Here is a 17,306-nt window from a genome sequence, read left to right as displayed (position 1 = left end):
TCCGCCGCGGGTGCGGGCGCGCGAAAATTTTTTCAAAAAAAGCTTGCGCGTCGTCGGATAAAGAGTATTGTTAGGGCTTCATTTTTGACGTTTTCGCCACTTTAGCTCAGTTGGTAGAGCATCTCATTCGTAATGAGAGGGTCGTTGGTTCAAGTCCGACAAGTGGCTCCATTTAAGCGTTCCCGCCGGGAACGCTTTTTTGTTTCCAAGATTTCGGAACGCGTGTTTCAATCCTCGCCATCATGACGGCAACACATCCTTTTTCCGCCTACATCTTCGACTGCGACGGCACGCTCGCCGCGTCCATGCGTCTGCACCACGGCGCCTGGGAAAACGCCGTGCGGCGGCAGGTCGGATTCGAGTGGGCGTTCCCGTGGGATTTCTTCTGCACGCTCGGCGGCATGAACACGGCGGACACGATCGCGATTCTCGAAGCGCGCTACGGCTTCAGGATCAGCATCGAGCGCCTGCTGCCGGACTACCACGCCTATCTCGCCGAGCACATCCGCGACGTGACGCCGATTCCCGAAGTCTGCGACTACGCGCGGCGGCTCGCCGCGGCGGGCGCGAAGCTCGCCGTCGCCTCGGGCGGCTTCCGCAAGGAGGTGCATCAGATTCTCGACGTCATAGGCGTCGCGGATATTTTTCCCGTCGTCGTCACCTCGGAGGACGTGGCGAACTGCAAGCCCGCGCCGGACCTTTTTCTGCTCGCGGCGGAGCGGCTCGGCGTTCCCGCGCGGGACTGTCTCGTCGTCGAGGACAGCCCGAAGGGCTTCGACGCCGCCGAAGCCGCGGGCATGGCGTGCCTGATGGTTTTCCCGCGCTGACGGGGAGAGTTGAGGAGTTTAAAAGCTTAAGAGCTTAAAAGGTTAATAGCTTAAAAGGTGAAAAAATTTAAGAGTTGAAGAGTGCGGACGTCTGAAAGCCGAGGAGAGAAAGAGCATGGAAGATTTTCGATTTAATTTTGAACGGCTGGCTGTTTGGCAAAAGGCGCGGGAACTGTCCAAGAAGATATACGACGTGACGCGGACGTTCCCGGCGGAAGAACGTTACGGGTTGGCGCTTCAGCTCCGCCGCGCGGTCGTTTCGGTCGCTTCGAACATTGCGGAGGGAACTGGCCGGAGATCGATTAAAGACCAGATACGTTTTCTTGAAATCGCTTATGGCTCATTACTCGAAGTCTGCTGCCAGATGCAGCTCGGCGCGGATACGGGATTCGTTTCCGAAGAAAATTTTTCGGAGTGTCGAGAGCGCATCCGCGAAATTGGGCTGATGCTCAATGCGCTCAGAAAAAGTTTTGAAACCCGCTCCTGAATTTCGTCCGTCGAATCCTTCAACTTTAAGCTTTTAAGCTTTTCAACTCTTAAGCTTTTTTTCCGATGCTTCACGTCGTCCTCTTCAATCCCGAAATTCCCCAGAACACCGGCAACATCGGCCGCATGTGCGCGATCACGCGTTCCCGCCTGCACCTGATCCATCCGCTCGGATTCACGATCACCGACGCGCACCTGCGCCGCTCGGGAATGGACTACTGGAAGTCGCTCGACGTCGTGCACCACGAAAACTGGGACGCGTTCCTGGCGTTCCCGGAGCGGCCGACGCGCCTGTGGCTGCTCACGACGAAGGCAAAGAAGGGGCTTTGGGACGCGGAGTTCCGCGACGGCGACGGGCTCGTCTTCGGCAACGAAGGGCACGGCGCTCCCGCGTGGCTGCACGCGTTCGTCGGCGAGGATTTCGAAATCAAGATTCCCCAGCCCGCGGAAACGCTCCGCTCGCTGAATCTTTCCACCGCGGCGGGCATCGCGACCTACGAGGCGCTCCGCCAGATCACGCGCGGACGATGAGAGCGCCGCTGATTTTCGCGCGCTATTCCGCGCAGGCGGCGAGGAGGGCGGCGACGTTTTCGCGCATCATGCCCAGATAGTCGCCGGCGGGAGAGTCGGGCGCGCCGAGCGCGTCCACACGCAGCGTCCGCGGCGCGGGAACGCCCGCGTTTTGCGCCAGCACGCGCGGCAGGCGCGGCGACGCCGTCGCGTCCGCGAAGACGGGAATGCGTTCCCGCCGGATTTTTTCCGCGAGCCGCGCCAGCCTTTTCGCGGACGGATCCGCCGCCTCCGTCGTCGCGGAGTCGAGAATCGTTCCCGCGATCTCGAAACCGAAACGCGCCGCGAAATGCGAAAAATTGTTGTGGTAGGTGACGCAGCGGCGGCGTTCCCGCGGGATTTTCGCGAGCTTTTCCCGCGCCTCGCGCACGAAGGCTTCGAGCTCGCGGCGGTAGCGGCTTCCGTCCGCGCCGAGCGCTTTTTCGATGAGCGGCACGCAGTGCCCGGCGACGAGCGCGGGATCCGTCCAGAAATGCGGGTCTTCGGCGCCGTGCGCGCAGGGCGCGTTTTCGTGCGCGTGCGCCGCGTGCGTTTCCGCGACGAAAGGCTCGCCGAGGAAGACGAATTTCTCAGGATTCTTTCGGAGTTCTTCGCGGACGAGCGCGCCGAACCAGGTCTCGAAATGCGGCGAAATCGCAAAGACGACGTCCGCCTCGCGGATTTTCTTCAGGTCGCCCGGCGAGGGCGAATAGGCGTGATTGTCGGCGTCGGGAGGGACGAGCGAAACGACGTCCGCGCCCGCTCCGGCGACGTTGCGCGCCCAGTCGGCGGGAACGGTGAAGGTCGCGACGACGCGGCGTTTTTCCGGGCGCGCGGCGGCGTCGGCGGGCGTTCCCGCGAAGGCGGCGAGAGCGGCGGCGAAGCAGAGCAGCGGCGCGAGCAGGTTCGTTTTCATGACGCGCATTGAAACCGCGCGCGGAGTTTTTTCAAGAGCGTTTCGAAGCCGTTCGGCGGCGGCGCGACGACGCCGTCGAACGCGGGAACGCCGAGCTCGCCGCACGGCGCGATTTCCGCCAGATGCACGCAGGGCGCCGCGTAAAACGCCTTGTCGTCGCCCTTGTTGAGACGCTTCTTCGGACGCAGTTCCGAGACGAGAACCGCGGGCGCGCCGCCGTAAAGCGCGTCGCCGACGGCGGGAATCCCGCTCTCCGCCGCGTGAAGCCGGATCTGGTGCGGCCGCGGGAGAGTCGTTTCCGCGCGCCAAAGCTCCCACGCGCCGAGTTTTTCGAGCCGCTCGAAGCGCGTCGCGGATTTTTTCCCCGTCGTGTGCGAGACGAGCGCGCGCGCTTCGGAAAAATGCGCCGCGACGGGCAGCGCGCACGTGAACGCGTCGGGCGTTCCCGGCGCCGCGCGGGAAAGCAGCAGGAAGCGGAACGCCAGCCGTTCCGAGCCGAGCGCGTTGCGCCAGAATTCGAGCGCGCCGCCGTCGCGGTCGGCGAGCAGCGTCGCGCCGGAGCAGTCCGCGTCCGGCGCCGCGACCGCCGCGGGGCGCGTCAGCCCGAGCGCTTCCGCCGAGGCGATCTTCAGCGCGAGGCGTTTCCGCAGTTCGCCGCAGAGCGTCGGCGTTCCCGCCGCGTTCCACGGATGTTCGTCCGCGGGAACTCCGGCGGGCTTGGCGAGCGCGACGACGCCCCGCCCGCGGAAGATCACGGGGAGCAGCGTCGCTTCGGCGCGGAGCGTGTTCGGCGGAAAAGAGAGCACGGCAGAAACTGCGCGATTCAAAAAAACGTTCCCGCGACGGACGAGCGGCGCGGGAACGCGGAAAAGCGGAAAATGCTGCGAAGCTTACGCGGCGGCCTTTGCCTTGTTCGCGGCCTTCGCGAGGCGGGACTTCATACGGGCGGCCTTGTTCGGGTGGATGACGCCCGACTTCGTCGCCTTGTCGAAGACGGAGGCGCAGAGCGGCGCGACCGCCTTAATGGCTTCCGCGTCGCCCGAAGCGATGGCTTGCTTCGCGGTTTTCGCCGTGGACTTGATGCGGCTCTTCACGGAGCGGTTGCGCTTCGCATTGGTCGCGGATTTACGAATGTTCTTTTGTGCTGACTTGATGTTGGCCATTTCGGTCTGTGATAAATTGAAAAATTTGGAAAGTTGAAACATCACAACATTTTTCGGGAGAAAGTCAACGGCGATTTTCGCCGCGCTTCTTCAGCCCGGAGGCCAGCCGAGGGCGCGCCCGCCGAGCAGGTGCACGTGCAGGTGCGGCACGGTTTCGCCCGCGTCGCGTCCGCTGTTGACGACCGTGCGGAAGCCCGTCGCGTCGATCCCGCGCTCGCGCGCGATCTTTCCCGCGACGACGAGCAGGTGCCCGAGCAGCGCGGCGTCCGATTCTTCGGCGACGCCGAGCCGCGCGACGACGCGCTTCGGAATCACGAGCACGTGGACGGGCGCCTGCGGGTTGATGTCCTCGATGGCGAAGCAGAGTTCGTCCTCAAAGACGAATTTCACGGGGATTTCCCGGTCTGCGATTTTTTGGAATAACGTCTTCATGGAAATTCTTCAGCGCGTTTCGCGTTCCCGCGCGCGGAGGGCGGCACGATAGACGCGCGTGACGATGGCGACGAGCTCCTCGAGCGGGCGCCGGTCGGTGAGCACGTTCACGCCGGAGCGCATGTAGGCGCGTTCCCGCGCGGCGAGCAGTTCGCGGATGCGCGCGAGCGGGTCTTCGCACTGCAGGAGCGGGCGGTTTTTGTTCGCGCGCGTGCGTTCGAGAATAGTCTCCGGAGAGGCGAAGAGCGCGACGACGACGCCGCGCGCGCGCAGGCGTTCCGCGATCCCGGGAATCGTCACGATTCCGCCGCCCGTCGAAATGACGGCGCCGCTTTCGGGCAGCCATTCCTCGACGCAGCGCTTTTCGAGCCCGCGGAACGCCGCTTCGCCGTCCTGCGCGAAGATTTCCGGAATCGTCCGTCCTTCGCGCTCCTGAATGATTTTGTCCGTGTCGCGGAAAGGCCGTTTCCACGCCTGCGCGATCGCACGTCCGAGCGTGGATTTCCCCGTTCCCATGAATCCCGTGAGAATCAGGTTCGGCCCGGAGGAAAGCTCTGCGTTTCGGCTCGCGTGCATCGGCGTGAGATTCAGCCGCGGGGCGCGTCGGCGAAAAGGCCGATGCGCTCGACGTATTTCGCCAGAATGTCGAATTCGAGATTCACGGGCTCGCCCGCGCGGCGTTCCCGCAGGTTCGTCTCCGCCATCGTGTGCGGAATCAGCCACACGTCGAACGTTCCCGCCGCGTCGTCGAGCTCGGCGACCGTCAGCGAAATGCCGTCCACGGCGATGCTGCCTTTGTAGACCAGGTACTTGCGGAATTGCGCCGGCGGGCGCACGCGCAGACGGAAATTCGCGCCTTCCCGCGCCAGCGAGACGATTTCGCCCGTCGCGTCCACGTGTCCGGAAACGAAGTGGCCGCCGAGCCGCGCGTCCGCCTTCAGGCTGCGCTCCAGATTCACGGCGCGGCCGGGCTTGAGCAGCGAAAACGACGTCTTCCGCAGCGTCTCGTCGAGCAGGTCGAAGCCGAGCCGCGTTCCCGCCGTCTCGACGACGGTGAGGCAGCAGCCGTTGTTCGCGACGCTGTCGCCGAGCGCGAGCGTTCCCGCGAAGCGCGGCGCGTCGACGACGAGCCGCCAGACGCCGTTTTCCGCCCGCGTCAGCGAAACGACCGTTCCCGTGGTTTCCACTAATCCTGTGAACATGCGGAAAAATGTAGCCGCGCCCGCCCCGCCTGTAAAAACAAAAAGGCGGAAGGCTGCGGGCGCGGAGCCCGCGAAAGCGGAAGCCCGAAAATTTTCCGTTCCCGCCGTCGGGGTTTTGCTGCATACTGACGGCAGAATATGAGGCTTTTCAGAAGATTCGGAACGGCGCTCGGGTTCGCCGTTTTGTTTTTGTTCTGCGGGGCGCTTCCCGCTTCGGCGGCGGAAGCGCTGCGCGTCGGAATTTCCCCGAACGTCGTCACGGAAAACCGCATGGCGAGCTTCGTCGTCTATTGCGACGACGGCGAATCCCTGCGCGGCGTTCCCGCGTTCCCGGCGGTGGACGGCGTCGCGTGGCACGCGAACGTGCGCGGCTCGCGGACGAGCTGGGTGAACGGCAGGACGACGCGCGCGGAGACCTTCGGCTTCACGGTCACGAAGCCGGGCGAAATCGAAATCCCGGCGTTCCGCGTCGAGACCTCGAAGGGCGAGCGCCTCACGCGCCCGCTCAAATTCACGGTCGGCAGATTTTCGACGGGGCTGACGCGCGCGGACGGTTCGGAGATGCCGCTCTCGGAGGCTGTCTTTCTCGTCGTCCAGGCGCAGGACGGCGCGCGCGAATCGTATTTCGTGGGCGAGGAGATTCCGGCGCTCGTCTGCGTGCTCTCGCGGCCGGGGCTGGACGCGCGGCTGACGTCGCGCCCCGCGCTCACGGGCGGCGCGGACGCCTTCGTCGCGGCGGAAAAGGGCTACGCGAAAAGCGCGGCGACGTTCCGCGGCGAGCGCTTCGACGCGGCGATTTTCCCGTTCGACCTGCGCGCGATGAAGGCGGGCACGTTCACGGCGGCGTTTTCCGCGTCGGCGGACTGCTTTTTCGACGACGGGAGCGCGCGCGACCCGTTTGCCGGCGATCCGTTTTTCGGCGGACTGCAGATGCGCGCGGCGGCGTTTCCCGGCGGGAGCGCCGTCGTTCCCGTGCCGCTGAAGGGCGAGCTGAAGGGCGTCGTCGTGCGCGCGCGCCCGCCCGTTCCCGCGGGCGCGACGGATCTGGGGATCGTTTCCGAAAACGCGCCGGGCTGGGAATTCTCCTCGGACGCCGCCAAGTGCGGCGAGCCGCTTTATCTGGATTTGAAGATCCGCGGGAACGCGTCGGGGCTCGTCGCGCCGGAACCGTCCGTGCCCGGCTTCCGCACGTATCCGGCGGAGATTTCCGAGACGCCCGCCGCCGACGGGAACGCCGCCGAGCGCGAGACGCGCGTGCGGCTGATGTTGATTCCGCTCGAACCCGGCGAGCGCAAGGTCTCGCTGAGCTTCGCGACGCTGAATCCCGCGACGGGCGACTACGCGCTGACGACCGCGGAAAAGACTTTTTCGGTCGAGGAGAACCGCGCGCTCGCGGCGCCCGCCGTCTCGGGAACGCTCGCCGCGCCGCCGCCTCCCGCCGCCGGAAACGCGGAGACGCGCGTGAACGCCGCCGCGGACGCCGTCGCCTACATCCGCCCGCTGACGCCGGAGACGCTCGCGTGCGGAAAGACGCCGCCGGGGCGCGCCGCGCTCGCGCTCTGGGCGCTGCCGTTCGTCGTCGCGCCGCTCGCCTTCGCGCTCGCGCGGTTCCGCGCGCGCCGGGAACGCGCCGATCCCGCGCGTGAACGCCGCCGCCGCGCCCGCGCCCGCAAAGGCGCGCTGCTGAAGAAGCTCGCCGCCGCGACGCCGGAAGATTTCGACGCGCTCGTGCGCGAGGACGTGAGCGACTGGCTCGCCGACGCGAAGGGCGCCGCGAGCGCGGACGCGATCCGCGAGGACGTGCGCCGCGCGAACGCCGAGCTCGCCGAAGTGCTCGACGAGGCGGAAAAGACGGGCTATCTGCCGAACGCGCGCTGCGCGCATTTCGAGAAATTCCGCGCGGTCGTCGTGCGGGCGGTGCGCTCGGGCGCGTTCGCGCTCGTCGCCGCGCTCGCGGGAACGGCGGCGGTTTCGGGCGAACTGCGCGCGGAAAGCGAGACCGCGTCGAAGATTCCCGCGGCGGAAGACGCCTACGCGCGCGGCGATTTCGCCGAGGCGGAACGCGGATTCGCCGCGCTCGCCGCCGAAGCGCCGTTCGCCGCGGACGTCTGGTTCGACCTCGGCGACGCGTGTTTCGCGCAGGGGAAGAACGCCGCGGCGCTCGTCTGCTTCGAGCGCGCGCGCCGGCTGGACGTCGGTCGCGGGGACGTCGTCGTGAATCTGAACGCGGCGCGCTTCAGGCTCGGGCTGCCGTCGCTCGGCGAAGTGAAGACGCCGCTCGACGCGTTCGCGGCGCTGCGCGATTCGTTTTCGCCGACGGCGTGGACGCTCTTCGCCGTCGTCGGATTTTCCGTCTGCGCGCTTGCCGCGGCGTTTCTGCGGAGGCGTCGCGTTCCCGTGCTCGCGCTCGGCGCGGCGCTGCTCGCCTTCGGCGCATTCAATTTCTGGATACAGCGCGCGGCGCTCAGGGACGCGGACGCGGCGGTCGTGCTCGCCGACGGGCTCGTCGTCCGCGACCTGCCGGTGCTCGACGACGCGTCCGCGCGCGCCGTCGCGACGCTCGCCGCGGGAACGCCCGTGCGCGTCGCGGGCGAGCGTTCGGGGCAATGTCTGATCCGTTTCGGCGGGAACGCCGAAGGCTGGGTCGAAAAATCCGCCGTCGCGCGGCTTTGGGGCGATTGGAGCGTTCCCGCCGATGTTCGGGAAAAATGAGGAGTCGCTGAAGGCGAAGGTGCGCGCGCTCCCGCGCAAGCCCGGCGTCTATCTGATGAAGGACCGCCTCGGCACGATCATCTACGTCGGCAAGGCGAAGAACCTCAAGAACCGCGTCTCCACGTATTTTCAGCCGGGGCGGCGGCCGCTGCTCGGACCGAAGATCAGAATGCTCGTCGAGCTGATCGCCGACTTCGAGTATCACGTCGTGCGCTCGGAGACGGAGGCGCTTCTGCTCGAAGGCCGCCTCATCAAGGAGCTCAAGCCGAAATACAACACGCTTTTCACCGACGATAAGCAGTTCATCCAGATCCGCGTCGATCTCGGCGCGGCGCTGCCCGTGTTCCGCCTCGTGCGCGTGCGCGCCACCGACAAGGCGCGCTATTTCGGACCGTTCCCGCACACGACCGGCGTGCGCCGCACGCTCGCGCAGCTGCGCAAAAAATTCGGCGTGCTGCTCGGCGACGCGCACCCGCGCCGGCTCGACGACGGCCGCTGGCGGCTTTACGACGACGCGCGCGCCGAGATCTACGGGCACGCGAACGAGGTGAGCGAGGCCGAATACCGTTCCCGCGTGGACGCCGCATGCGATTTTCTCGAAGGGCGCGACCGCGAGGAGGTCGAACGCCTCCGCGCCGAGATGGCGCAGGCCGCGGAAACGCGCGACTACGAGCGCGCCGCCGCGCTCCGCGACCGCATCGCCGCGATCGAGGCGACGCTCGAGAAATCCCGCCGCTTCGCCCGCGGGAATCCGCTCCCCGACCCGACCGCGCCCGAAGAGGCCGTGCGCCTGCTCGGCGAAATGCTCGGCATGGAAAAACTCCCGCGCACGATGGAGTGCTTCGACATCTCGCACATTTCGGGAACGTTCGTCGTCTCCTCCTGCGTGCATTTCCGCGACGGGCTGCCGGACAAAAACGAATACCGCCGCTTCCGCATCAAGGGCTACGTCGGCAACGACGACTTCCGCTCCATGCACGAAACGATTTTCCGCCGCTACTCGCGCCTGCACCGCGAGGGCCGCGCGATGCCCGACCTCGTCGTCATCGACGGCGGGCTCGGCCAGGTGCACGCCGCGCTCGAGGCGTTCGGCGAAATCGGAATCGCCCCGCCCATGATGATCGGCATGGCGAAGCGCGAGGAATACGTGATCTTCCACGACGGGCGCGCGCCGCTCAAAATGCCCGACGACTCGCCCGCGCTGCGCCTGCTGCAGCGCCTGCGCGACGAGGCGCACCGCTTCGCGAACACCTACAACGCCGACCTGCGTTCCCGCAAAATCCGCGAATCCGTGCTCGACGAAATGCCCGGGCTGGGCGAACGCCGCAAGGCGGCGCTGCTCGCGCGCTTCCGCACGATCCCGCGCCTCAAGGCGGCGACGCTCGACGAGCTCCTCTCCGTCGAAGGCGTCGGCGAAAAATTCGCGCTCGACCTCCTCGACTTTCTGAAGACCGTCTGACGCCGCGCGCGGGAACGCCCCGCGGCGGGAGCGCTCAGGCGAGCTTTCTGCGCCAAGCGGCGAGCTGCTTCTTCACCTGCTTCGGGCCGGGCATGCCGACGCGTTCCCGCGACGCCATCGCCGTCTTCAGGTCGAAGACCTTGACCCAGTCCGGCTTCAGCGCGGGGTGGATCGTCTTCACCGCGTCGAACGGCAGTGCGTTCAGCGGCGTTCCCGTCTTTTCCGCGAGCGCGACGAGGTGCCCGACGACGTGGTGCGCCTCGCGGAACGGCACGCCCGCGCGCACGAGGTAGTCCGCCACGTCCGTCGCGAGCAGCAGCGGATCGGCGACGGCGGCGGCGCAGCGGTCCGCGCGCATGGACGCGCCCGCGAGCGTTTCGCGCAGCACGTCGAGCGCGATCATCACCGTGTCGAACGAGTCGAACACGGGCGGCTTGTCTTCCTGCAGGTCGCGGTTGTAGGTGAGCGGTAGTCCCTTGACCATCGTGACGAGCGCGGCGAGATTGCCGTGCAGCCGCGCGGATTTGCCGCGGAGCAGTTCGAGCGAGTCCGGATTCTTTTTCTGCGGCATGAGCGACGAGCCCGTCGTGAACGCGTCGGGCAGCGCGACGAAGCCGAACTCCGCCGTGTTCCACAGAATCAGGTCTTCGGCGATGCGCGAAAAATGCACGCCGCAGAGCGCGCACGCCGCGGCGAACTCGACGAACGTGTCGCGGTCGGAGACGGCGTCCATGCTGTTGCGCGTGACGCGCGCGTTCCCGCGGTCGTCCACGAAGTCCATCTCGCGCGCGGAAAATTCGCGGTCGATCGGCAGCGTCGTTCCCGCGATCGCGCCCGAGCCGAGCGGCGACCAGTTCGCGTGGTCGAAAACCGCCGCGAAGCGCTCGCGGTCGCGCGAGAACATTTCGACGTAGGCGAGCGCGTGGTGCGCGACGGAAACGGGCTGCGCGCGCTGCAGGTGCGTGAAGCCGGGGATGTAGACGGTCTGGTTCTTCTCGGCGAAGTCGAGCAGCGCGTTCATCAGCGCGCCGAGCTTTTCGAAGATCTTCGCGCACGCGTCCTTGAAGAACAGGCGCATGTCGGTCGCGACCTGGTCGTTGCGCGAGCGCGCGGTGTGCAGCTTCGCGGCGGCGGGAACGCGCTTCGTGAGCGCCTGCTCGATGTTCATGTGCACGTCCTCGAGCGCGATGTTCCACTCGAATTTTCCCGCCTCGATTTCGGCGAGAACCGCGTCGAGCCCGCGCACGATGTCCGCGCATTCCTTTTGCGAAATGATGCCGACGTGCGCGAGCATCTTCGCCTGCGCCTTGCTCCCGGCGACGTCGAACGGCGCGAGCCGCGCGTCGAACGAGACGCTTTCGCCGAAGCGGAGCATCAGCTCGGCGGGTCCCTGGGAAAATCTGCCGCCCCAGGTCGCCTGTTCCTTGCGCGCGGGCGCGGTTTTCGTCGTCGAAGATTTTTTAGCCATGCGTGAAATCTAATGCCTCGGGATTGCGGCTTAAAGCCAAAACGCGCGGCGGAATGTGGAAGGTGGAATGTGGAAGGCGTAAGGCGCAAACGTTCCCGCGGGCAAAATTTTCTCGCGGGAACGCGGGCGGCGGCGTATCGTCTTGCGAAATTCTTTCGTAAAAAATTTTCGTCATCGAACCAATCACCATGAGCAAGCCTTTTTATCTGACAACCGCGATCGACTACGCCAACGGCGCTCCGCACCTCGGACACGCCTACGAAAAAGTGCTCGCCGACGTCATCGTCCGCTTCCGCCGCATGAACGGCGAGGACGCGCATTTTCTGACGGGGCTCGACGAGCACGGGCAGAAAGTCCAGCAGAACGCGCAGAAGCTCGGCATCACGCCGCAGGAATGCTGCGACCGCGTCGCCGTGCTCTTCCAGGATCTCTGCCGCGAGCTTGCGATTTCCAACGACGACTACATCCGCACGACGCAGCCGCGCCACGTCAAGGTCGTGCAGGAGCTCCTGCAGAAACTCTACGACGCCGGCGAAATCTACAAGGCGGACTACAAGGGCTTCTACAGCATCCGCCAGGAGCAGTTCGTGCTCGAAAAGGACCGCCTGCCCGACGGCTCGTGGCCGGAGCTCTTCGGCGAAGTCATCGAAATCACCGAGTCCAACTACTTCTTCCGCCTCGCGAAGCACCAGGACTGGCTCCGTAAATATCTCGAAGAAAATCCGGACTTCATCTTCCCCGCGTTCCGCCAGAAGAACGTCGTCGAGTTCCTCAAGGAACCGATTTCGGACCTTTGCATCTCGCGCCCGAAGGAGCGCCTCGCGTGGGGCATCGAGCTGCCGTTCGACAAGGATTTCGTCACCTACGTGTGGTTCGACGCGCTGACGAACTACTATTCCGCCTCGCTCGAAAAAGGCTGCTGGCCGGCGGACATCCACGTCATCGGCAAGGACATTCTCGTCCCGCCGCACGCCGTCTATTGGCCGATCATGCTGCACGCGCTCGGGATCGAGCTGCCGAAAAAGATCGTCGCCCACGGTTGGTGGCTTTCCGCGGGCCGCAAGGTCTCCAAGACGAAGACCGCCGCCGACGCCGACGCGCCGCAGGAAAAATCCGCGATCGAGCTGATGCGCGAACTCGGCGCCGACGCGTTCCGCTATTTCGTCATCCGCGAAATGAACGTCGGCCAGGACAGCGAATACTCCGAAGCGCTCTACATGTCGCGCTACAAGAGCGACCTCGCCAACGACCTCGGCAACATGGTCAACCGCGTGCTCAACATGACGGGCAACTACTGCGGCCGCGTCCTTCCCGCGGCGAGCGTGGACGAGCCGCTCGAAAAGAATCTCCGCGAACTCTGGGAAACGACCGCGCGCCAGTATCACGCGCTCGCGGCGGACTTCCAGTTCCACACCGCGCTCGACGTGCTCTGGAATTTCGTGCGCGAGCTGAACCGCTACGCGAACGAGCGCGCGCCGTGGAAGCTGGCGAAATCCGCCGATCCCGCCGACCGCGCGAAGATGGAGACGTCGCTCGCGACCATGGCGGAAGGCCTGCGCCTCGTCGCCGTCGCCGTGACGCCCGTCATGCCCGGCATCGCCGCGAAGATTCAGACGCTCTTCGGCGCCGCGCCCGCGGAAAAATTCGACGGTGCGCAGGCGTGGAGCGACGTTCTCGTCGGCAGGACGTTCGGCGAAAAGGCGATTCTCTTCCCGCGTCCCGACGACGGCAAAGCGCCGAAAAAGGCGTGAACCCGCGGGAACGCGGGGCACGGAAAATCTCCCCGCGGATTTCAAGAATTCGGAAGGAGAGCGGTCTGCTTGTCCGGCGCCTGGCGGCGAAGACGTCCGCGTCTTCGTCGCGGGGCGCGGGAACGCCGCGCGGCGGAAAACGCGCCCTCGGGAAAATCGGGCGTCGCGGGAACGAAGGCAGGAATGCCTTCGCCCCTAAATTCGAAATGATGATAATAAGGTCAAAGAAAAAATGTTTTCCGGGCGAAAATTCGCTTCTTGACGATTTACATACGGGGGGGGCATTACTGTTCTTCTCACTTATGAAACACATCATCACTATTACCTCTCTCCTCGCCGCGGGAACGATTCTCGCGAACGCGTTTACGGATACTGTCTGGACGTTTGACGGTACGACGGCTTCGACAGGCGTTTCTGTTGCCGGAGCTTTTGCGGATTCAGCGACTTCCGGGGCCGCGACTTCCGCAAGTTATGTCGATTCGACGCTGGGTATCGGCACGAAATTCGGGAGCTATGAATTGACGGCTTCCCTCGGACAGGCGATTGACCTCGGCACGACTCAGCGTGTGACGACCGCTGGTTCCGCCTATTGGGGAAACGGCGACGGAGCGCTCAAGATCGGAAGCGGCGCTCAGAGTTTCACGCTGATCACATACGTGAATTTCGATTCCGTTGCGGGTGAACAATTTATTTTCGGAACGGGTTCCAACCATGGCGCGGGGCTTGCGTTCGGGTTGAACAACGGACGGTTGGACCTTCTCGCGAAAAGCAAGGCTCATTATAATTTGACTTCGTCGGTCACGTTCTCGACGGGTACTTGGTATAACCTCGCCGTGTCCTACGACGCTGCGTTGGGAATCGCGACTTTCTATGTTGACGGCGCAGACGTCGGGCAGATCGGCAGCTTGGCTTCAGTTGCTTGCGATAACGGCGGCGGCGCGGCTTCCGCGTTCGGCAGCGCGTCTTCCGACAGTCAGCAGGGCAACTTCGCGGGGCTGATTGCTGAATTTCAGATTTTGAGCGGCGCGAAAACGCAAGCGGAGATTCTGTCCGCAGCTCACTTGACCGCTTCCGTTCCCGAGCCGTCGGTGTTCGGGCTGCTGGCGGGCTTGGGCGCGCTGGCGTTGGCGGGAACGCGTCGCCGCCGGAGAAAAGCTTAAAGTTTAAGGCTTAAAGCTTAAAGAGGCGGAAATACCGAGTCTCTAAGCGTTCATCACTTTTTCATAGTGTGTGTTGGCGTCCCCGCGGAGCGATCCGCGGGGGCGTTTTTTTGTCGCGGGAACGCGGGGAGAAAATTCGGAATCCGTTTCGGAGGCGGGCGCTTTTCGCCGCGACGTTTCGGGGCGGCGTTCGCTCCGCTTGTTTTCCGTGGAGACTTCCGTGCTTTTCTGTGGTCAAAAATCCGCGTTCGGGAGGCTCGGCTCCGGCGGCAGGAACGCGTCCAAAAGCTTTGACGGCGGGAGGGGGTTTCGGTAGATTTTGGGGCATGAAATCGTTCAAGCCCCTTTCCTTTTCGCTGATCGCGTCCTGCGTGTTCGCGGGAACGCTCGTCGCCGCGCCCGTGAAGTATTCGCAGCGCGAGACGTTCGACTTCGGCTGGAAGTTCGCCAAGTTCGGCGGGCACGCCGACTGCCTCGCGCCGAACGATCCCGGCGCGGAGGCCGCCAAGCCCGGTTATTCCGACGGCAAGTGGCGCAAGCTCGACCTGCCGCACGACTGGGGCGTGGAGAGCCGCTTCCTGCCGCAGCTGCCGAACCAGACCGCCTCGCTCCCGTGGAACGCCGTCGGCTGGTACCGCAAGGATTTCAGCGTTCCCGCGGCGTCGAAGGGCAACCGCTTTTATCTCGATTTCGACGGCGTGATGATGACGCCGCAGGTGTACGTGAACGGCAAGCTCGCGGGCGAGTGGAAATACGGCTACAACTCGTTCCGCGTGGACATCACGGACTTCCTGAAATTCGGCGGCACGAACGTCGTCGCCGTGCGCGCGGAAAATCTGCCGAACTCCACGCGCTGGTATCCGGGCGCGGGCATTTACCGCCACACGTGGATCACGGAATCGAATCCCGTGCACATCGAGAATTGGGGCGTCTTCGTGACGACGCCGAAGATCGACGGGCTGCCGAAGATCAACGACAAGAAGCCGCCGAAGGAGCTCAAGGCGAGCAGCGCGAAGATCGCGACCGAGACGACCGTCGTCAACAAATCCTCGGCGCCGGCGAAGGTCGAAGTGCTGCAGGAGATTTATCCGCTCGGGGGCGCGAAGGCTCCGCTCGCGTCGCGCCAGTCTCCGGCGAAGACCGTTCCCGCGGGCGCGTCCGCGACGATCGACGTGGAGGCGACGCTCCCGTCGCCGAAGCTCTGGGACGTGGTCGCGCCGTCGCTTTACGTGCTGCGCACGACGATTCTGCTCGACGGGCAGATGACCGACCGCAAGGACACCGTCTTCGGCGTGCGCAAGGCGGAATGGAAGACCGACGGCTTTTTCCTGAACGGCCGCCGCGTGCAGATCAAGGGCGTGTGCCAGCACCACGACCTCGGGCCGCTCGGCGGCGCCGTGCACAAGCGCGCGATCGAGCGCCAGATCGAGGTGCTGAAGAGCTTCGGCACAAACTCCATCCGCACCTCGCACAACCCGCCCGCGCCCGAGCTGCTCGAGCTCTGCGACCGCATGGGCATTCTCGTGGATGCGGAGCTTTTCGACTGCTGGAAATACACCAAGGAAGGCAAGGCGAACGGCTACAATCTCTTTTGGAACGACTGGCGGGAACGCGACGTGCGCAATTTCGTGCAGCGCGACCGCAACCACCCGTGCGTGATCGCGTGGTCCGCCGGCAACGAAATCGAAGAGCAGGGCAAGCCCGACGGTCCCGCGATCGCGCGCGAGCTCGTGAAGCTCTTCAAGAAATACGACGTGACGCGCCCCGTCACCGTCGGCTGCAACGACCTCAGCGCGTCGTGGAACGGCTTCGGCAAGGAATTCGACGTGTACGGCTTCAACTACAAACCGAACAACTACAAGGATTTCGCGAACAAGAACAAGCAGCCTTTCGTCGCCTCGGAAACGGCTTCGTGCGTGAGCACGCGCGGCTTCTACTCGTTCCCGGCGGACGACAATTTCGAGCCGTTCTGGCGGCGCAATTTCTGCGACAACATCGCGACGTGCCAGGTGAGCGACTACGGGCTCTACGCGCCCGGCTGGTCGTACGCGCCCGACGTCGAGTTCGGCGCGCTCGAGGACGAACCGCGCTGCGCGGGCGAATACGTGTGGACGGGCTTCGACTATCTCGGCGAACCCACGCCGTGGAACCTCGGCCGCAAGCCGGAAAACGATTTCCGCGACGCGCCCGCGAAGGATCTCGAAAAGATGAAGGCGGAGATGGAGGCGCTCAAGCGGCAGGGCTCGCCCGCGCGCTCGTCGTATTTCGGCATCGTCGATCTCTGCGGCTTCTGGAAGGACCGCACGTACATCTACCGCGCGCACTGGATTCCCGACAAGCCGATGGCGCACATCCTGCCGCACTGGAACTGGAAGGGCCTGCGCGAGGGCAAGACGACGCCCGTTTTCGTGTACACGAACGGCGACAAGGCGGAGCTCTTTCTGAACGGAAAATCGCTCGGCAAGCGCGAGAAGAAGCCCGGCGCGCCGCTCTCCGGAAAAGACATGAACGGCGATCTGCGGGAACGCTTCCGCCTCACGTGGATGGACGTGAAATACGCGCCGGGAACGCTCAAGGTCGTCGTTTACAAGAACGGCAAAAAGTGGGCGGAGGACGTCGTCGAGACCACGGACGCGCCCGCGAAGTTCACCGCCGAGGCGGACCGCACGGAAATCCTCGGCGACGGGCGCGACCTCTCCTACGTGAAGATCGCGGTCACGGACGCGAAAGGGCGCGTCGTGCCGACGGCGTCGAACAAGTTCAAGTTTTCGGTGACGGGTCCGGCGGAAATCGTCGGCGTGTGCAACGGCTCGCAGACGGACCACGATTCGATGAAGGGCACGGAGCTGAAGGCGTTCAACGGGCTCGTGCAGGTGATTCTGCGCTCGAAGCGCGATTCCTCGGGCAAGGCGACGCTGAAGATTTCCGGCGAAAAAATCGGCACGCAGACGCTCGACGTCACCGTGAAGAAACCGACCGCGCGCCAGCTCAAGACCAACACCTGAGCCGCGCGCGGCGCGGAAAGGAGGGCGAGCGTCCCGCTTGCCCGCCGCGGGAACGCGAAAACGAACAGGGATTTCGGGGATTTCAAGGGATTGGATTCAACCCCTAAGCCCCGTCGGGGCTGCCCCGAAAGAAACCCCGGGCGGGAGCCTGGGGATGCGCACGAAACGGAAAAGCC

General features: G+C 65.0%; 15 protein-coding genes and 1 tRNA gene. 9 read left to right on the top strand and 7 right to left on the bottom strand.

The features are described 5' to 3' along the window. The first annotated feature begins 95 nt into the window (after window positions 1–95). From ACQREB_RS04835 to ACQREB_RS04820, 4 genes are all read left to right on the top strand, one after another. Window positions 96–171: transfer RNA gene (locus ACQREB_RS04835), tRNA-Thr, on the top strand. Window positions 172–242: 71 nt separating this feature from the next. After that, window positions 243–827, top strand: a complete 585-nt coding sequence (locus tag ACQREB_RS04830) for an HAD family hydrolase (protein ID WP_427765946.1) — start codon at window positions 243–245, stop codon at window positions 825–827. Window positions 828–942: 115 nt separating this feature from the next. Continuing rightward, complete coding sequence (locus ACQREB_RS04825; RefSeq protein WP_427765944.1) at window positions 943–1,314, top strand: four helix bundle protein; 372 nt, start codon at window positions 943–945, stop codon at window positions 1,312–1,314. Between the two features lie 65 nt (window positions 1,315–1,379). Then, a complete protein-coding gene (locus tag ACQREB_RS04820) occupies window positions 1,380–1,844 on the top strand; it encodes a tRNA (cytidine(34)-2'-O)-methyltransferase (protein ID WP_427765942.1) in 465 nt (154 codons plus the stop codon). Between the two features lie 22 nt (window positions 1,845–1,866). On the opposite strand, the gene ACQREB_RS04815 is transcribed toward ACQREB_RS04820, so the two are convergent. The 6 genes from ACQREB_RS04815 to ACQREB_RS04790 form a co-directional block, all read right to left on the bottom strand. Next, complete coding sequence (locus tag ACQREB_RS04815) at window positions 1,867–2,778, bottom strand: metal ABC transporter substrate-binding protein (protein WP_427765939.1); 912 nt, start codon at window positions 2,776–2,778, stop codon at window positions 1,867–1,869. Further along, window positions 2,775–3,584 carry a hypothetical protein gene (locus tag ACQREB_RS04810; RefSeq protein WP_427765936.1) on the bottom strand — a complete coding sequence of 270 codons (810 nt, stop codon included), beginning with the start codon at window positions 3,582–3,584 and terminating at the stop codon, window positions 2,775–2,777. Before ACQREB_RS04810 ends, ACQREB_RS04815 begins: the two co-directional genes overlap by 4 nt. 84 nt (window positions 3,585–3,668) lie before the next feature. After that, a complete protein-coding gene (gene rpsT, locus ACQREB_RS04805) occupies window positions 3,669–3,941 on the bottom strand; it encodes a 30S ribosomal protein S20 (protein WP_427765934.1) in 273 nt (90 codons plus the stop codon). Window positions 3,942–4,031: 90 nt separating this feature from the next. After that, window positions 4,032–4,373 carry a histidine triad nucleotide-binding protein gene (locus ACQREB_RS04800; RefSeq protein ID WP_427765932.1) on the bottom strand — a complete coding sequence of 114 codons (342 nt, stop codon included), beginning with the start codon at window positions 4,371–4,373 and terminating at the stop codon, window positions 4,032–4,034. 9 nt (window positions 4,374–4,382) lie between these two features. Continuing rightward, window positions 4,383–4,949 carry a shikimate kinase gene (locus ACQREB_RS04795; RefSeq protein ID WP_427765930.1) on the bottom strand — a complete coding sequence of 189 codons (567 nt, stop codon included), beginning with the start codon at window positions 4,947–4,949 and terminating at the stop codon, window positions 4,383–4,385. Window positions 4,950–4,960: 11 nt separating this feature from the next. Then, complete coding sequence (locus tag ACQREB_RS04790; RefSeq protein ID WP_427765928.1) at window positions 4,961–5,575, bottom strand: riboflavin synthase; 615 nt, start codon at window positions 5,573–5,575, stop codon at window positions 4,961–4,963. A gap of 138 nt (window positions 5,576–5,713) precedes the next feature. Between ACQREB_RS04790 and ACQREB_RS04785 the strand changes: the two genes are divergently transcribed. Together ACQREB_RS04785 and ACQREB_RS04780 are read left to right on the top strand one after the other, a co-directional pair. Beyond that, entirely contained in the window at window positions 5,714–8,287 is a 2,574-nt protein-coding gene (locus tag ACQREB_RS04785; protein WP_427765926.1) for a hypothetical protein, read from the top strand. Continuing rightward, entirely contained in the window at window positions 8,271–9,746 is a 1,476-nt protein-coding gene (locus tag ACQREB_RS04780; RefSeq protein WP_427765923.1) for an excinuclease ABC subunit UvrC, read from the top strand. The genes ACQREB_RS04785 and ACQREB_RS04780 overlap by 17 nt, the downstream gene beginning before the upstream one ends. Before the next feature lie 34 nt (window positions 9,747–9,780). Here ACQREB_RS04780 and argH read toward each other — a convergent pair whose 3' ends face one another. Next, window positions 9,781–11,214: an argininosuccinate lyase gene (argH, locus tag ACQREB_RS04775; protein WP_427765921.1), complete on the bottom strand. Its 1,434-nt coding sequence runs from the start codon at window positions 11,212–11,214 to the stop codon at window positions 9,781–9,783. Window positions 11,215–11,402: 188 nt separating this feature from the next. Between argH and ACQREB_RS04770 the strand changes: the two genes are divergently transcribed. The 3 genes from ACQREB_RS04770 (at window position 11,403) to ACQREB_RS04760 (ending at window position 17,130) form a co-directional block, all read left to right on the top strand. Beyond that, window positions 11,403–12,965 (top strand): class I tRNA ligase family protein, encoded by a 1,563-nt coding sequence (locus tag ACQREB_RS04770; RefSeq protein WP_427765919.1) that lies wholly within the window; start codon window positions 11,403–11,405, stop codon window positions 12,963–12,965. Window positions 12,966–13,267: 302 nt separating this feature from the next. Continuing rightward, window positions 13,268–14,125 (top strand): LamG-like jellyroll fold domain-containing protein, encoded by an 858-nt coding sequence (locus ACQREB_RS04765; protein ID WP_427765916.1) that lies wholly within the window; start codon window positions 13,268–13,270, stop codon window positions 14,123–14,125. Between the two features lie 326 nt (window positions 14,126–14,451). After that, complete coding sequence (locus ACQREB_RS04760; RefSeq protein WP_427765914.1) at window positions 14,452–17,130, top strand: glycoside hydrolase family 2 TIM barrel-domain containing protein; 2,679 nt, start codon at window positions 14,452–14,454, stop codon at window positions 17,128–17,130. Window positions 17,131–17,306: the final 176 nt, after the last annotated feature.

Source organism: Candidatus Spyradosoma sp. SGI.093 (genome assembly GCF_050314555.1).
Taxonomy (GTDB): Bacteria; Verrucomicrobiota; Verrucomicrobiia; order Opitutales; family UBA953; genus Spyradosoma.
Note: the sequence above shows the minus strand (reverse complement) of the source record. Positions and strands in the feature narration are given on the sequence as shown.

What these genes read in the sequence shown, in the direction of transcription:
- ACQREB_RS04820 (WP_427765942.1), top strand. Translation starts at nt 1,380, where the DNA reads ATGCTTCACGTCGTCCTCTTCAATCCCGAAATTCCCCAGAACACCGGC.
- ACQREB_RS04765 (WP_427765916.1), top strand. Translation starts at nt 13,268, where the DNA reads ATGAAACACATCATCACTATTACCTCTCTCCTCGCCGCGGGAACGATT.
- ACQREB_RS04830 (WP_427765946.1), top strand. Translation starts at nt 243, where the DNA reads ATGACGGCAACACATCCTTTTTCCGCCTACATCTTCGACTGCGACGGC.
- ACQREB_RS04770 (WP_427765919.1), top strand. Translation starts at nt 11,403, where the DNA reads ATGAGCAAGCCTTTTTATCTGACAACCGCGATCGACTACGCCAACGGC.
- argH (WP_427765921.1), bottom strand. Translation starts at nt 11,214, where the DNA reads ATGGCTAAAAAATCTTCGACGACGAAAACCGCGCCCGCGCGCAAGGAA.
- ACQREB_RS04815 (WP_427765939.1), bottom strand. Translation starts at nt 2,778, where the DNA reads ATGAAAACGAACCTGCTCGCGCCGCTGCTCTGCTTCGCCGCCGCTCTC.
- ACQREB_RS04760 (WP_427765914.1), top strand. Translation starts at nt 14,452, where the DNA reads ATGAAATCGTTCAAGCCCCTTTCCTTTTCGCTGATCGCGTCCTGCGTG.
- ACQREB_RS04800 (WP_427765932.1), bottom strand. Translation starts at nt 4,373, where the DNA reads ATGAAGACGTTATTCCAAAAAATCGCAGACCGGGAAATCCCCGTGAAA.
- rpsT (WP_427765934.1), bottom strand. Translation starts at nt 3,941, where the DNA reads ATGGCCAACATCAAGTCAGCACAAAAGAACATTCGTAAATCCGCGACC.
- ACQREB_RS04780 (WP_427765923.1), top strand. Translation starts at nt 8,271, where the DNA reads ATGTTCGGGAAAAATGAGGAGTCGCTGAAGGCGAAGGTGCGCGCGCTC.
- ACQREB_RS04785 (WP_427765926.1), top strand. Translation starts at nt 5,714, where the DNA reads ATGAGGCTTTTCAGAAGATTCGGAACGGCGCTCGGGTTCGCCGTTTTG.
- ACQREB_RS04790 (WP_427765928.1), bottom strand. Translation starts at nt 5,575, where the DNA reads ATGTTCACAGGATTAGTGGAAACCACGGGAACGGTCGTTTCGCTGACG.
- ACQREB_RS04795 (WP_427765930.1), bottom strand. Translation starts at nt 4,949, where the DNA reads ATGCACGCGAGCCGAAACGCAGAGCTTTCCTCCGGGCCGAACCTGATT.
- ACQREB_RS04825 (WP_427765944.1), top strand. Translation starts at nt 943, where the DNA reads ATGGAAGATTTTCGATTTAATTTTGAACGGCTGGCTGTTTGGCAAAAG.